This window comes from Frankia sp. CeTa3Moorea (assembly GCF_978021225.1).
This window is the reverse complement of record NZ_CDXDOR010000107.1, coordinates 1-15,567: the sequence shown is the minus strand read 5'-3', so window position 1 is coordinate 15,567 and position 15,567 is coordinate 1. Positions and strand designations below refer to the sequence as shown.

The 15,567-nt window shown below is 68.1% G+C and carries 6 protein-coding genes and 3 pseudogenes; 6 read left to right on the top strand and 3 right to left on the bottom strand.

All coding sequences use genetic code 11. The annotated features are described in order from the left end of the window. The first annotated feature begins 13 nt into the window (after positions 1-13). The 3 genes and pseudogenes from AC08OV_RS17200 to AC08OV_RS17190 form a co-directional block, all read left to right on the top strand. Positions 14-7,798 carry an SDR family NAD(P)-dependent oxidoreductase gene (locus tag AC08OV_RS17200; RefSeq protein ID WP_476619940.1) on the top strand — a complete coding sequence of 2,595 codons (7,785 nt, stop codon included), beginning with the start codon at positions 14-16 and terminating at the stop codon, positions 7,796-7,798. Between the two features lie 122 nt (positions 7,799-7,920). Next, complete coding sequence (locus AC08OV_RS17195; RefSeq protein WP_476619938.1) at positions 7,921-8,277, top strand: nuclear transport factor 2 family protein; 357 nt, start codon at positions 7,921-7,923, stop codon at positions 8,275-8,277. A gap of 216 nt (positions 8,278-8,493) precedes the next feature. Then, positions 8,494-8,692, top strand: a pseudogene (locus AC08OV_RS17190) (transposase); the annotation flags it as partial. A 63-nt stretch (positions 8,693-8,755) separates the two neighbouring features. Here AC08OV_RS17190 and AC08OV_RS17185 read toward each other — a convergent pair. Then, on the bottom strand, positions 8,756-11,197 hold the full coding sequence (locus AC08OV_RS17185) for an AfsR/SARP family transcriptional regulator (RefSeq protein WP_476619937.1): 2,442 nt from the start codon (positions 11,195-11,197) through the stop codon (positions 8,756-8,758). 712 nt (positions 11,198-11,909) lie between these two features. On the opposite strand from AC08OV_RS17185, the gene AC08OV_RS17180 reads away from it, so the two are divergent. Further along, complete coding sequence (locus tag AC08OV_RS17180; protein ID WP_476615079.1) at positions 11,910-12,074, top strand: hypothetical protein; 165 nt, start codon at positions 11,910-11,912, stop codon at positions 12,072-12,074. 1,251 nt (positions 12,075-13,325) lie between these two features. Here AC08OV_RS17180 and AC08OV_RS17175 read toward each other — a convergent pair. Then, positions 13,326-13,700, bottom strand: a complete 375-nt coding sequence (locus AC08OV_RS17175; RefSeq protein WP_462189317.1) for a DUF4143 domain-containing protein — start codon at positions 13,698-13,700, stop codon at positions 13,326-13,328. 228 nt (positions 13,701-13,928) lie between these two features. On the opposite strand from AC08OV_RS17175, the pseudogene AC08OV_RS17170 reads away from it, so the two are divergent. Next, positions 13,929-14,339, top strand: a pseudogene (locus AC08OV_RS17170) (DDE-type integrase/transposase/recombinase); the annotation flags it as partial. Positions 14,340-14,390: 51 nt separating this feature from the next. Here the strand turns inward: AC08OV_RS17170 and AC08OV_RS17165 are convergent. Further along, a pseudogene (locus tag AC08OV_RS17165) lies at positions 14,391-15,233 on the bottom strand (LysR family transcriptional regulator); the annotation flags it as partial. Positions 15,234-15,336: 103 nt separating this feature from the next. Here AC08OV_RS17165 and AC08OV_RS17160 point away from each other — a divergent pair. Beyond that, positions 15,337-15,567: YybH family protein (locus tag AC08OV_RS17160; protein WP_476619936.1), on the top strand; the 231-nt coding region annotated here is incomplete at its 3' end.

Sequence of the window (15,567 nt, the reverse complement as noted above, 5' to 3'; positions counted from 1 at the left end):
GGTCGCGGTGCCGATGCTGCGTTCCGGGCGAGGCGATGTGGAGGCGGCGTTCGCGGCCCTCGGCGCCCTCCATGTCCGGGGCGTGCCGGTCGACTGGTCCGCGCTGCTGCTGCCGGCGACGAGGATGGTCTCGCTGCCGAGGTACCCCTTCCAGCACCGCCGGTACTGGCTGGAGACCCCCTCCGCCGGGCACCCCCTGCTCGACACCGTGGTCGGCCTCGTCGACGGCGCGACCCTGCTGACCGGTGAGATCACCGCGACCGGCTGGACCGCTGACCACCGGATCCGTGACGAGGTCGTCGTTCCCGGCACGGCGGTGCTGGATATGGCGTTGTACGCCGGGGAGCGGGTGGGCTGCCCGGCCGTCGCCGAACTCATGATCACCACGCCGCTGGTCGTGCCCGAGGACGCGGCGGTCGAGCTCCAGGTCCGGGTCGACCCCCCGGGGCCGGACGGCAGCCGTTCGGTACTGATCCACTCCAGGCCGGGCCCCGCCGGGACCGGCGAGTCGACCGGGTGGCGCCAGCATGCCCGCGGGGTTCTCGTTCCCGAGTGGCAGTCGTCGCCTGCCGCGCCCGAGCGTGTCGGCACCGAGGTCGATCTGACCGGGGTCTACCAGCGGCTGGCCGACCAGGGATACCACTACGGCCCGGCGTTCCAGGGACTGCGGGCGGTGCACCACGACGGGGAGAACCTGTTCGTCGAAGTGGAGCTGCCGCGCCGACACCATGCCGAGGCGGGTCGGTTCGGGGTGCACCCGGCGCTCCTTGACGCGGTCATGCATGTTCTGCTTCCCGGCGTGGTCAGTTCCGACGTCGAACCGGTTCTGCCGTTCTCCTGGGCGGGAGTCAGCCGCCACGCGACCGGCGCGACGGCGCTGACCGCGCGGGTCTCCCGGCGGGGGAACAGCGCGAGCCTGGTCGCCCACGACGGCGACGGCCGCCCGGTGCTGACGGTGGACGAACTCGCGCTGCTGCCCATCGAGGGCGGTCACGCGCCACGACCGGGAATGCATACCGTGGTCTGGCGGGATGCTGTGGGTCCCGACGACTCCGTTGCACCCGCTGTCCTGCATCGGCTGCCGGCCGGCTCGCTCCTGGAGCGGTCGCCCGAACGCGACGTCTCGTCGTTGTCGTCGGCGGCGGCGGATGTCCCGGCGATGGCGAGGGCCTTGGTTCACGCCGTTCTGGAGGAACTCAGGGAGATCCTGACCGCCGACAGTCCGGTGCGCCATGCGTTCGTGATCACCCCGGACTTGTCGAACGCCCCGGTCCGGGGACTGATCCGCAGCGCCCAGTCGGAGTACCCGGGTCAGCTGGTGCTGATCGAAGCCGACGAGTCGACCACCGAGGAGCAGCTGACCATCGCTCGTCGTGTCCTGGAGCCGGAGCTGGCGATTCGGGACGGCAGGATTCTGGTACCACGGCTGACCGCGGCGGCCGGTGCGCCGGCGGGCGGCCCGGGGACCGGGGTGGACTGGGCCGCCGGTCCGGTGCTGATCATCGGAGCGACCGGAACGCTGGGCCAGGTGCTGGCCAGACACCTGGTCACCAGGCACGGGGCGACCAGCCTCGTGCTGGTCAGCCGCCGGGGCATGGACGCGCCGGGCGCCGCCGGGCTTCAGGCCGAGCTGGTCGGCCTCGGCGCGCGGGTGACGCTGGTGGCCGCCGACGTGACCGACCGGCGAGCCCTGGAACGGGTGTTCGCCGAGCACAGTCCGGCGACGGTGGTGCACACGGCAGGCGTTGTCGCCGACGCGACCCTGACCGGACTCACGGCCGAACAGGTCGACACGGTGCTGCGCCCGAAGGTGGACGCTGGGTGGCACCTGCACGAACTGGCGGGTGACAGACCTCTGGTCCTGTACTCCTCGGTCGCCGGGTTGGTCGGTACGGCGGGCCAGGCGAACTACGCGGCAGCCAACACCTTCCTGGACGCCTTGGCGGAGCACCGCCGTGGGCTCGGTCAGCCCGCGGTCTCCCTTGCCTGGGGCCTGTGGGCGCAGACCAGTGGTGTCTCCGAGCGGCTGACCGAGGTCGACCGTCGTCGACTGGCCCGTTCGGGTCTGCTTCCTCTCGACACCGCCGAGGCGCTCTACCTGTTCGACGCGGCCCTCGACACGCTCTCCGCTGCTGACGCCAGTTCCGCGGTCGTCGCCCTGACCCGGTTCGACCGATCTGTCCTCCGTCGTGGGACGGACCTGCCCGCACTTGTGCGGGACCTGGCCGGACCGGCCGCGGCGACGACACCGGCCAGTTGGGGGAACGGTCAGACCGACCAGACGGAAGCGCACACCCCGTCCGCTGCGGAGCTTGATGTCGCCGACCTGCGGGCCGTTGTCCGCGAGCACGTCGCGGCGGTCCTGGGCCATGACGATCCCACCGAGGTGGAGGAGAACCGCACCTTCAGCGAACTCGGTTTCGACTCGCTCACCGGGGTCGAACTGCGCAACCGACTCGGTGCCGCGATCGGCCGGAAGCTGTCGGCGACCGTGGCGTTCGACTACCCCAGCCCGGCCGCCCTGACCGATCACCTGCGGAACCTGGCCGCCGCGGAGGGAGCGTCACCGGCCTCGTCCTCGGGCACGGTGCAGCTCCGGAACCGTTCCGGCACGGGTGAGGGCGGCGCGGACGAGCCGATCGCGATCGTGGGGATGGCCTGCCGGTATCCGGGTGAGGTCGCCTCACCGCAGGACCTGTGGGACCTGGTCGCCGACGGCCGCGACGCCACCTCGGAGTTCCCGATGAACCGGGGCTGGCCGCGCGATCTGTGGCATCCCGACCCGGACCATCCCGGCACCTCGATCACCGCCCGGGGCGGGTTCCTGCACGACGCGGACCTGTTCGACGCCGAGTTCTTCGGCCTGTCGCCGAGGGAGGCCCTGGCCACCGACCCGCAGCAGCGGCTGATGCTGGAGACCACCTGGGAGGCGCTGGAGAACGCCGGCCTGGACCCGCAGCTCCTGCGCGGCAGCCGGACCGGTGTGTTCGTCGGCGTCATGTACAGCGACTACGGATCCCGACCGGACCTGCCGCCCGACGATGTCCAGGGATACCTGTACAGCGGCAGCGCGGGCAGCATCGCCTCCGGGAGGCTCGCCTTCACCTTCGGCTTCGAAGGGCCGACCCTCACCGTGGACACCGCCTGTTCGTCCTCGCTGGTCGCTGTGCACCTGGCCGCGAACGCGTTGCGCCGCGGGGAGTGCGACCTGGCGGTGGCGGGTGGCACCACGGTGATGTCCACGCCGACGGCGTTCGTGGAGTTCTCCCGTCTGCGTGGACTGGCCGAGGACGGCCGGTGCAGGTCGTTCTCCGACGACGCCGACGGCACCGCGTGGGCTGAGGGCTCAGGAGTGCTGCTGCTGGAACGCCTGTCGGCGGCGAGGCGCAACGGTCACCGGGTGCTCGCCGTGGTCCGTGGATCGGCGGTGAACTCCGACGGCGCGTCCAACGGGCTGACCGCACCGAACGGCCCTGCCCAGGAACGGGTGATCCAGGCCGCGCTCGACGCCGCCGGGCTCGCCCCGTCCGAGGTCGACCTGGTGGAGGCGCACGGTACCGGAACGAAGCTGGGCGACCCGATCGAGGCGCAGGCCATCATCGCGATCTACGGGCGCGAGCGCGAGCATCCGGTGCTGCTGGGCTCTCTGAAGTCGAACATCGGTCACACCCAGGCGGCGGCTGGCGTCGGAGGGATCATCAAGGTCGTTCAGGCCATGCGGCACGCGGTCGCGCCAGCCACCCTGCACGTCGGCACCCCGTCACGGCACGTCGACTGGTCGCGGGGTGTGGTCGAACTGCTGACCTCGGCCCGCCCGTGGCCGCGGGCGGACCGCCCCCGCCGAGCGGGTGTCTCCTCCTTCGGGTTCGGGGGCACCAACGCGCACGTGATCATCGAGGAGGCGGAGGAAACGGCGGAGATGGCAGCGGCGGCGGTGGCTCCGGGCCCGGTGGCTCGCGCGGTGTCCCCGCTTCCGTGGGTACTGTCCGCGCGTACCCCGCGGGCCCTCGCCGACCAGGCGGAACGAGTGGCCGCCCTGTCCACCGTGAACGAGTCGTTCACCCTGGCCACCCGCTCCGCGATGCCGTATCGGATCGCGGCGACCAGCCCACGAGCACTGCGCGACGCGGTCCCGACGCGGGTGGAGAACGGTCGGCTAGCCTTCGCGTTCACCGGGCAGGGCGCGCAGCGCCTCGGCATGGGGATCGAACTGACCGCTACGTATCCGGTCTACGCGGCAGCCTTCGACGCGGTCTGCGCGCACTTCGACGCCTCGCTGCGCGCGGATGTCCAGAACGCGATCGTCACCGGGGAACGGCTGGACGAGACCGGTGTGGCGCAGCCCGCGTTGTTCGCCGTCGAGGTGGCGCTGTTCCGCCTGATGGAGTCCTGGGGAGTCGTGCCGGACCTGGTCCTCGGGCACTCGATCGGCGAGCTGGCCGCCGCGCACGTCGCGGGGGTGCTGTCGCTGCCCGCCGCCGCCCGGCTGGTCGCCGCCCGCGGCGGTCTTATGCAGGCCCTGCCCGGCGGTGGGGCGATGGTCGCGGTCGAGGCGGGTGTCGGTGAGCTGGAGGCCCGAAGCCTGCCGTCAGGGGTGGCGATCGCCGCGGTCAACGGCCCGACCTCCATCGTGCTGTCCGGTGTCGAGGCGGCGGTGCTGGATTTCGTGGCGGAGGAGTTCACCCGTCAGAGCAGGCGCACCAAACGGCTCCCGGTCAGCCACGCGTTTCATTCGCCGCTGATGGAACCGATGCTGGACGACTTCCGGGCGGTCGCCAGGGACATCGTCTACTCGGCCCCGACGATCCCGGTGATATCCACGGTCACCGGGGAACGGGGCGACGGATGGACCGATCCCGAGTACTGGGTGAACCAGGTCAGGGCGACGGTCCGGTTCCACGAGGCGATACGCGCCGCGCACAACGAAGGTGTGCGCACGGTGGTGGAGGTGGGCCCCGACGCGGTACTCACCGGAATGATCGCCTCCGGTGCGCACGGTGATGCGGCTGACCTTCCTGCCGCCGTGCCGCTGAGGCGGGCGGGCCGAGCAGAGACGGACACCGTCGTTGCCGCCCTGGGCAGCCTGTTCACCAGGGGCGTCGATGTCGACTGGCACGCGGTGTTCCCTGGCGCCGAGCCTGTCGACGTTCCCACGTACGCGTTCCAACGCAGGCGGTTCTGGCTGGACCCCGTCGGCCGGCCCACCGTGTCCGGCGCTGGTCTGCGTCCGGGAGGGCACCCACTGCTGGGCGCGGCGGTCGATCTCGCCCGGGACGGCGCGCGGGGAGGGGACGCCACCGTGCTGACCGGCCGGCTGTCCCTGTCCACGCACCCGTGGCTGGCCGACCATCGGATGCAGGGGGACGTTATGGTGCCGGCTACCGTGCTGGTCGACCTCGCCGCCTCGGTCGGGGCGACAGCGCAGCTGACCATCGTCGAGCCGATGATCCTGCCGGAGGCTGGCGCGCTCACGATCCAGCTGGCCATCGACGGCGCCGACATCACGATCTTCTCCCGGGCCGAGGGCACCGAGAGCGGCGACCTTCCCTGGGTCAGACACGCCACCGGCACCCTCGACACCGAACGCCATCCGGCCGCGGTGGAACCGGAGCCCTGGCCGCAGAGCATGACGGAGATCGATCTTTCTGGGATGTACGAGCGGGTTGCGGCACACGGCTACCAGTACGGTCCTGCCTTCCAGGGGCTGCGGCGTCTGTGGCGGCATGAGGGGGAGCTGTTCGTCGAGACCGGGACGCCACCGGAACTGGTCGGATCCGCCGCGGAGTTCGCGGTGCACCCAGCGTCGCTGGACGCGGTCCTGCACGCGCTGCTGCCCGAGGTCGCTGGTGACCGGCCCGCCACCCTGCCCTTCGCCTGGGCCGGAGTGCGCTTCCATCCCGGGACCGCGAGGGCGGGCGGGATGGTGCTGCGTGCCCGGATCACCCCGACGGGTGCGGACGCAGTGCGCCTGCTGGTGACCGATGATGACGGCCAGGTCGTGGTCGAGGTGGACGAACTCGTGCTGCGGCCGCCGGCTGGTACCCCGACCGGCGAGGATCTGGTGTATGTCCCCGTGTGGCGCGCACTGGATGTCGAGCGGGGGCCCGTCGCCGAGCCGGGCGACGGCACCGCGCTCGACGTGGTCCAGGTCGACTCCGGTGAAGGCGATCTGCCGCGCCGCGCCCGGCATGCCGTCCACCACACCCTGGGCGTGCTGCGTGCCTGGCTGGACGCCGACAGCGTCGGACGACTCGCCGTCGTCGTCGGGGCGGATCTTGCCCATGCCGCTGTCCGGGGCCTGGTCCTCAGCGCCGCCACCGAGCATCCCGGCCGGTTCCTCCTGGTGGACAGCCCGGACTGGGACGGCACCGCCGATGTTCGGGAGGCGGTCAGGACACTGGTGGCCGGCAGCGGTCACGGGGATGAGCCACAGGTTCGGATCCGTGGCGGGGAGGTGCTCGTCCCGAGGCTGCTCCGCCATGGGCGGGTGGGCGGACCAGCCGCGGGACACCTGGCGCGGGAGGACCCGCGGGGACCGGAGAGTCCTACTCCTGTCTGGGTAACGGGCACCGTGATGATCACCGGGGCGAGTGGAGCGCTGGGCACCGCGCTGGCCGCGCACCTGGTGCAGCGACACGGCGCGCGTTCGCTGCTGCTGGTCAGCCGGAGCGGTGCCGCGGTGCGGATCGATGACGCCGTGGGCGAGGTCGAGATCATCACGGCCGCCTGCGACGTCACGGACCGTGATGCGCTCGCCGATCTTGTCCAACGCCACCTACCGGTCGCCTTCGTCCACGCCGCCGGGATACTGGATGACGGAACTGTCGAAGGGCTCACCGCCGAGCAGATCGACGCAGTGCTCCGACCCAAGATCGATGCCGCCTGGCACCTGCACGAACTGGCCGGGGCCAGGCCTGTGGTGCTGTACTCCTCGATCGCCGGGCTCCTCGGCACCGCCGGGCAGGCGAACTACGCGGCGGGGAACAGCTTCCTGGACCGCCTCGCCGAGTACCGCCTCGTCCGTGGCCTGCCGACGGTGTCGCTGGCCTGGGGTCCGTGGGAGACCGGGATGGGGGAGGCGCTCTCCGGGACCGACCGCGGCCGGATCTCCGCGCTCGGACTGCGCCCGATCGGCTCATCTGAGGCCTTGGCGGCTTTCGACCTGGTCACTTCGATGTTCGCCGCGCCAGAACTCCCGGGTGAGCCGGTGTTCGCCGTGACCGGGATCGACCGGGCCGCACTCGGCGCGTCCCCGAACCCGCTGCCGGTGCTGCGCGACCTTGCGCCCCGTCCCCGACGGGCGGTGCCACCGGGGTCCGGCCGGCGGCAACCCGCGCCCGCCGGGACCGGTCTCCGCTGGGAACAGCCGGGCGCCGTGTTCGACCTGGTCCGTCGTGAGGTGGCCGCCGTTCTGGGGCACGACGACGTGGCCGCGATCGTGGGCGACGCCTCGTTCACAGAACTCGGCTTCGACTCGCTGACCGCGGTCGAGCTGCGTAACCGGCTCGCCGCGGCAGCCGACGAACGCCTGCCGAGCACTCTGGTGTTCGACTATCCAACCCCGGCGGCACTGGCTGAGAAAGTGCGCGAACTGGTGGCCGCTAAACAGCTCTCGCCCCTCCTGGACCAGGTGGAGGCCCTGATGTTGCAGGGAGGACTCTCCGAGGAGGCGGTGGCGCGGCTTCACCAGATACTCGGCGGTGGGCCGGCGGCGGTGACCGTCGACGAACAGTTCGACCGGGATCTGGAGGACGTGGCGGACGAGGAACTGTTCGCCCTCGTCGACGAGCTTGAGTAGAACCGGAGAACCACGGGGCCGAGGCTCCGGGTAAGGGCGTGGTGGGCATGCCGTCGATGCCCACCACGCCGATATCGGCGGCAATGCTGTCCGCGGGATATTCGGCTGATAGGGTTTCTGTCATGGACAAGAACTCTGTTGTTCGCCTGGTCGACAGGTACATCAGTGTTTGGAACGAGACGGATGACGCGGCCCTGCAGGTACTGGTCGCCGACGTTTTTGTCCCGAACGCCGTCTATGTCGACCCCAACATCGTCGCCGACGGGGTGGCGGCTATCGGCGGCTACATCGCCGACGCCCGGCGGAATTTCGCGGGAATGCTCTTCACGCATGGCACGGTTCTGGCCCACCACGACGCCGCTCACTTCTCGTGGGAGGTCGGCCCCCCGGGCGGTGCCCCGGTGGTGAGCGGGTTCGACGTCGCGCTGGTCGAGAACGGTCGTATCAGCCGCCTGTATGGCTTCTTTCACGGGTACTAGTGTTCTGAGCCTTTGGTTCGCATGTAGATCGACTGGCTGGGTCCGGCGTCCGAAGACAGCGTTGGCGTTGGCGTTGACAGATCGTGCTGGCGTGCGCAGACGGCGGGACGAACGGGCAGATCACGGTGGTGGTGGCGGTGGCGAAGTGGCGGAACCGGTTCGCCGTCGACCGGTTGGAAGGGCTGAGTGGCGAACCGTGGCCGGGACGGCCGCCGGCGCCACCGCCACCAGGAGTTCCTCCGCTTCCTCAAAACTGATCGACTCCTCGGTACCCGAGGCGTACGACCTGCACCTGATCCTGGACAACTACGCCACCCACAAGACCCCGGCCGTGAAGAACTGGCTCCTGCGCCACCCGCGGTTCCACCTGCCCTTCACCCCCACCTCGCCGTCGTGGATGAACCTCGTGGAGCGCTGACGAAGACCGCCGACAAGATCCTCGAAACCCTCGCCGCCTACTGCGAGCGAACTAGCGGACTCAGGACACTAGACGAGGAGGGGCTGCCTTCCCGGGTTCGGTCTCACACTCGATCTTGGAAGGCCTCTCTGCATGCCTGGCCACAGCCCGCCCAGGGTTCGAGCCTGCTTCGTCCCGCCAACCTGTTTGCGACGCGGATGGCCCAGCAGGATCTCGCTCCTCCACGGTGTCGGTGACAGCGTGATCGCCAGGAAACGAGCTGGTGCCGACGACGAGCGGCAACGCCCGGAGCAGGCGCGCCCGTCTCGCGGACGCGGAGTCGGGGGAGCCGAAGATGCGGTGGAAGATCCGCCAGGTTGAATCGGAAATGCAGTTGCCGATCCCATCGGCCAAGTTCTTGAAAAGCTGGGAAACGGCGTCCGCTGACAGTGGTTCAAGCAGGATCCGAGTACTGTTGGGCTGAATCAGGCCCCATTGGGGGAACCGGTGGTGGAAGTGATCGCTCGCGCAGGCGACGACCAACAGGCTGCCGGTCCTCCTATGTGACCCGAGGCTTTCGAAGAAGCCGAGAGTCGCCTCATCGGCGAAATGAAGATCGTCTATCGCTACGACCACCGGCCTCTTCCGGCTGATCTCGTGCACGAGACTCTCCGCGTCAGGGGCCTGGCCCCCCGCCTCCGGGCTGTTGCTATCGGGCGCCTCGGACCGTCCGATGGGGTCGAGGTGGTGGTGCATCGACCGAAGATCGTTGACGATCCTGGACGGGTTGACATTCGCTGACCTACTCATCCGGTATCTCAGGACCAGCGGTGTCGCCTGCGCTGTTTCCATGAGTAGATCGCAGAATTCCATCATCAGGCGACTTTTCCCCGTCCCGTGCTTGCCGAGTATGGTCACGAGATGCGGGATGCCACGGCGTTCGACCCGTTCGAACGTCTTTCGTAGGATCTCCATCTCATGTTCTCGGTCCATGAACGGCCTGGTGTCGACCGGGTAGCTCACCGAGCTCATCTCGGCGACCCAGTATGGCAGTCTCCCCGCGGCCATCGTCAGGTAGGATACCTGGCCCGCGGTCAGTATCCGCGTTCGATCGGATACCCAGATCATGCCCACCGGCACCAGCGGAAACGTTTCCCAGCACTGGTCCAGAAGCGTGCTGTTGGCTGCTGCCTGGCTCCACCGTTGTGAGGAGCTGGAATGCCACTGCAGATCGCCTGTCGCCACCAGGGCCCGGATGGTGAGCCCTTGCCTGTCCTCGTCCGAGACATCGAGGCTGTCTCGCAGGAGAAGCGCGAGACGCGTGGCTCGAAGGGCGTTCTCCTTCGGGTCGTCGAGGTTGAAAAGAGCGATCGTCGCGGAACCCACGGACGCCAGCACTGATCCACCGCAGCACTCGACTCCCGTCCTCACCAGGGTGTGGATTCCGTCGGGGAGCTCGTCGGCACGGTCGGGGCGGGTCACGCCCACCCCGCCTCCGACATGCGCCCGCACGATCATGATGGTTGCCTCACGCCGGGGCGACAGGGTCGGGAAGGGCGCCGTGGACCCCAGCCAGTTCGGTGCGTTCGGGAGGTCTTGGTCGGCATCGCCCTCGCTGGGACGCGGAACTGACGTGATAAGTGAGCTCAGGTCGATCGGACGCGTGGCGCGGTCGGGAGTGTCACCCACCATCGTCGACTGCGGGAAGTCGTCGAGCGTCGGATCCTGCGACAGGATGCGCTTCTGGAGGTATCGCAGCCACGGCCCGGGCTCTAACCCAAACTTCTCCACCAGGTTGGAATGCGTTCTGTTATAGAGATTCAAGGCCTCGGTCTGGCGGCCGGAGCGGTACAGGGCCAGCATGAGCAGCCCACGAGCTCGTTCCCGCAGGGGTTCGGTCTGGATCAGCTTCTCAAGATCACCGATGACTTCTCGGTGGTGCCCGCACTCGATCTTGGCCTCGAGGTACAGCTCCTGGGCGTCGGTCCGCGAGTTCCTGGCGATACTCGACTCCGGCCAGACGATGCCCGCCTCCGCGAGGTCGGCCAGCACGTCACCACGCCACAGGCCCAGCGCTTCACGCAGGATGACGGCAGCATCGGCTGCCAGACCGTTCGTCATGTTCTTGCGGCCGGTCTCCAGTTGGCGATAGAAGACGTGAAGATCGACCATCGCCTCGTCGACGCTCAGCATGTAGCCAGGGGGCTGCGTGACGAGGACTGGAAGGGAAGTGTGTACACGCAGCGTACTGAGGACGGATCTGAGGGAGCAGACCGAGTTCTGCAGAATCTTTCTGGCGGTGGTGGGTGGGTCGTCCTCGGACCATAGAGAATCTACCAGCCGACTGGCCGCGACCACCTGGTTCGGTTCGAGTAGGAGGCGGCCAAGAAGTGCGCGCTGTTTGACGCCGCCGAGAATGGCTCGATCGTTTTCGCGAACAACCTCCAGCGGACCGAGCATGCGAAATTTGATCATGGCTTCTTCCCTGGGTCTCGAGCTCACGGGAACATTGACCGGCCGCATCTACGGGCGTATGTAACGGCTGGGGTCCCTGAATAACGCCCATACGGCCACCGCGGTCAGACAACTCGAATATGGCTCCCGTTGTCCACGGGGCGGATACTTCCTCGGGGTGCGGCCGGACCGGGCCGGCTGGCCGGCCTCGGTCGCGGTGACGGCCGAGGCCGCGCTGGGCGCTCCGTGTCAGGCGCGGCTCCGTGGTTCTCGCCGGAAAGGCGCGCGCGAGGGGAGAGGTGTTGCGGGAGGTCCGGTTCCCTTGCGTGGGATGATCAGGACTCGCGATGGCAAAGGTAAAGAACTGGTGAATTTCGAAAATAGCGTCGAGTGGGGCTGGCGGCGACGCTGCGGCGCTAGGGAGCAGGGGCGGGTACCTCACATGCCCGAACGGCGGAACCGTGGCGTGCGGTTTGTGGTGGATTGGGTCCCGCATTACTCGCTCCCCGAGCATCCTCGCAAGGTGCAACCATAAGCGCCTATGAGCATAGCCCCTGTATGGTGCGAAGTCGGCGGGAAGCGCTGAGAGTGAGTGCCGGGTGCGGGAATAAGTGAAGCGTGCCGCCTGGAGGCAGTGCCACGTCCGTTGAGTCGATCAAGATGTGACCTGGGGTTTCGCCGGCTTGGCGAGCCTGATCGTGGGCGGGGCGGGGTGGTGGAGGCCGTGTACTGGTTGTGGCGGGCGCGGCGGACGACGCGGGGGTAGGTGCGTTCGCGGCGGATGTTGAGCCGGGTCGGCCGGATGATGTCGGCGGCGATCTCGTCGAGGGTGTGTGCGCTGGTCACGGGGAAAAGCCGGGTCGATGACGACCCGTCCCGGATGATCCTGACGGTGCGCGTGAACCTGATCCGGTCGGGGTCGAGCCCGGCGGCGGTCGCGGCCTGACAGATCAGGGCGGCGATCGCGTGGTGGGTGAGCGGGTAGCCCCAGATCTCCTGGTAGACGGTGTCGGGGTGCTTCGAGCGCAGGACCCTGCACGGGCCGCGCGGGGAGGTTTTCATCTGTCTGTTGCCGGTTTGCTGCGGGGGCGGGCCCGCCGCCGGCGTCTGCAGTGCTACCGATTAACGGACCGCTGGTTGGCAGTCCCGACCCGTCAAAGTAGATCAAAATTTGCTGCGAAAGCGGGAACGGGCGCCATCCGTTGGTTACCTCGAAGACCACGCCGTCATATCGCGACACGGCCATGTCGCCGGCCTTGAGCGTCGAGGCGCCCTGGCAGGCAGCGCCCCTGCCAGCGACCCAGAAACGATCCGCTGCTGTGCCGGGAAATTGCGCTGTGAAGAGGCGCCGGGTCGGGCAGGCCCACACCAGTTCGCCGATGCGGAGCTCGTTCTCGCCTATAGAGGATATGGTCAAGCCCCTGGTGCTTAGGGTCACCGACAGGTGGTATTCGTTGTCGCCGACATAGCTACAAGCCTGAAGTGCATCGTGGACCACACCCCGTTTTCCTTGTTCTGGCCACGTTCGTCATCCTGGTCTAACGAGTCACGGCAAGCAAGGGCCGCGGTCGCCAGGCGGGAGCGAAGAGTGGTTGTCGACCATCAGTCGAGTAGCGTTGCGACCAAGTCGCTCCTGGTCAGCGCACTGCGACGGATGCCGTTGGTGAATCAATGATACTACATTGGGTAGTCGAAGTGGCAACTGTCACATGCCGGTGTCGGCGTGCCGACGGTGACGTCCGAGGGCCGTCCTACTGCGGACTGCCTGCGTGCCCGCCCGGCTACCGCCGGGTCGGAGTTCGCCGTGGCCACCGCGCTCACCGGTATCTCGATTGCCGTGGTTTTGTGGCGTCGGTCTCCCAGGCAGGGTTCCGCCAAGTTTGCTGAGTAGCTGCCCGTAGGTCCTGGTGAGGATATCTCCTCCTGTCTACCGGTTCTGCTCACGTTGGCGACCTGCGCGGTGCTGGCGGGAGGTCGAAGGACACCGAGTTGCTGGCGTTGCGGCACGAGTACGCGAAACGGTTCGTCCGAACCGTTCGGGCCGAGCCGTCGACCGGATGTTGATCTTTGGTGAGTGGCACCTGCGCGTTGTCTTGGCTGAGCAGGCACGGCACTACAACGGGCGACGCCCCGCCGTGGACGCGGCTTCAGCCAGCACGGCCTGATCGCCCCGTCGCGGACCTGACCAAGAAGCAGATCAGGCGTTGTCGAACTCGGTCAGCGCCGCCGCGCTGCGGGCGGCGAGTTTGTCCGACGTGAGCCGGAGCAGGCGCGCGGCTACCCCCGAGTCCAGCACGTGGATCTTTGGCGACCGGGTGGACCGGGCAGTCAGCGAACTGCCCCACGCTGGCAGGCGGTAGAGCAGGAACACCGCCTCCAGTAACCGCAGGTAGCTGTTCGCCGTGTCACCCTCGAGATGGACGGGAGTGACTCGTGCCGCGCCGAACCTGTCAGCACGAACCGGCCGGGTCTGCCGGTCGCGGTTGAGTTCAGCCTTGATCGCGTCGAGCACGACGGGAGCGCGCTGATACTCGTCGATGAAGACCGGACCGCCGTCGCCGACACCATACATCAACTAGGAAATCCGAGGCGTCTGAATTCGGTAATCCGAGCCCTCCAAAGTCGTTGATCCGAGCCTGGCGCGTTCGGTAGTCCGAGGCCCCGACCTGCGCCTCGAGCCACGGGCCGGTGCATCCTGTGGGGCGCCAGAAGTCAGCCTGGGCGGCGCTGTTGCATCGGCGGAGTCCGCTGTCCCGCGGCTGCCGATCGGCCATGATCAGGTGATGAGTCGGCGTCGTGCCTGTACCGGACGGTCGACCAGTACGGCCAGGTCATCGACGTCCTGGCCAGCACCCGCCGCGACCAGGTCGCCGCCCGAAGGTTCTTCGCCCGGGCACTGTCTCACAGCCGCCGGCCGGTGGAAGTCACCACCGACAAAGCACCCGTCTACCCGAGGATCCTCGACGAGCTCCTCCCCGAAACCTGCCACGTCGACGCCGCCCGGGAGAACAACCTGACCGAAGCCGATCACGGCCGGTGGAAAGCCCGGTTACGGCCGATGCACGACCTGAAACGGCTGCGCTCGGTCCAGACCGTCAGCGCCGGACATGCCCTGGTCCAGAACATCCGCCGCGGCCACTACGAATTCGCCATCGACACCGGCCCGCACCTGCGGCTGGCAGCCGCGTGCACCGAACTCGCCGCCGTCTGACCGGGCCTGCCGGGGAGACTGATCGAATGCGGCGCAGCTGTGCCGGACGAGCTCCTGCAATGCGGGACTTTTTCGGGTCGTCCAGATCAGAGCCAACACGGCGGGAGAAAAAATATCATCGACAATCAAAATGCTCAGATCGCTACGGGAGGTGACGGCCATCGACTCGCTGAGTATCGCGACGCCAAGCCCACGAGCGGCAAGATCTACGACGGTACCTGGGGCACTCGCCTGGAGCGCGATGGTCGGCTTTACCCCCATGGCCGAACACGCCTGGTCGAAGACCGTGCGGATCCCTGTTCCACAGGGTAGACACACGAGAGGGAAGGCTGCGATGTTTGTCAGGGACACCCCAGAGCGTCGAGCAAGCGGATGATCGTTCGGCACGATCGCGATGAGCCGGTCACTGACGATAGGTAGGGTTTCCACAGCCACCAATGGCGCGTCGTCCGTGCCGACGAGGGCCATGTCAGTTGCGCCGGTCCGCACGCTCTCGATGAGCCGGTCAGAATTGTCCTCGAACAACATAATCTCGACGCCAGGATGGGCCATGTGAAACGACGCGAGCGCGTCGAAAAGCGGAGTGATGGTGCAGGCTGTGACCATGCCGACAACAAGCCGTCCCCGAACTAGGCCCTTCACGTCGTCCACCGCCTGCCGCAGAGCGCTGACCGACGCGAGCACGTCACGGGTGTGTTCGAGCGCAGCCGCGCCTGCGGTGGTCACCGTGCACCGGCGGCCAGATCTGTCGAGAAGGGTGGCTCCCAGCTCGTGTTCGAGCTGCCGGATCTGGGCGCTGACTCCCGATTGGCTGATGTGCACACGCTCGGCCGCACGCGTGAAGTTCGCCTCTTCGACTACCGCGACGAAGTACTCTAGCTGCCTGAGTTCCATATCTGTAGATTCTAGCTCCAAGAACTGACAGCTGTTGGACTTCTAGCGTGGGATCGTGTTCACTGGGAGTGAAAATTCCTGACTTCGCGTTGAAGGGGTTTTTATGTCAGACAAAGAGAAGGCCAGAAGGCCAGAAGACCTCACCCGCCTGTTCGTGGAGCGCGCCAACGAAGGAGACGCCGCAGGAATCGCGGCGCTCTACGAGGAGGAGGCGGTCATGGCCTACCCACCTGGCAGCCAGACGGTCGGCCGGGCCGCCATCCAGGTCCTGTGGGAGAAGATCCTGGCCAACGCGCCCCGCTTCGAGCAGGAGCCACCACTGCCGACCCTGATA

Excerpts from the sequence above, each read along its gene's own strand:
- AC08OV_RS17200 (WP_476619940.1), top strand. The coding sequence starts at position 14 with ATGCTGCGTTCCGGGCGAGGCGATGTGGAGGCGGCGTTCGCGGCCCTC.
- AC08OV_RS17195 (WP_476619938.1), top strand. The coding sequence starts at position 7,921 with ATGGACAAGAACTCTGTTGTTCGCCTGGTCGACAGGTACATCAGTGTT.
- AC08OV_RS17185 (WP_476619937.1), bottom strand. The coding sequence starts at position 11,197 with ATGCGGCCGGTCAATGTTCCCGTGAGCTCGAGACCCAGGGAAGAAGCC.
- AC08OV_RS17180 (WP_476615079.1), top strand. The coding sequence starts at position 11,910 with ATGTTGAGCCGGGTCGGCCGGATGATGTCGGCGGCGATCTCGTCGAGG.
- AC08OV_RS17175 (WP_462189317.1), bottom strand. The coding sequence starts at position 13,700 with ATGTATGGTGTCGGCGACGGCGGTCCGGTCTTCATCGACGAGTATCAG.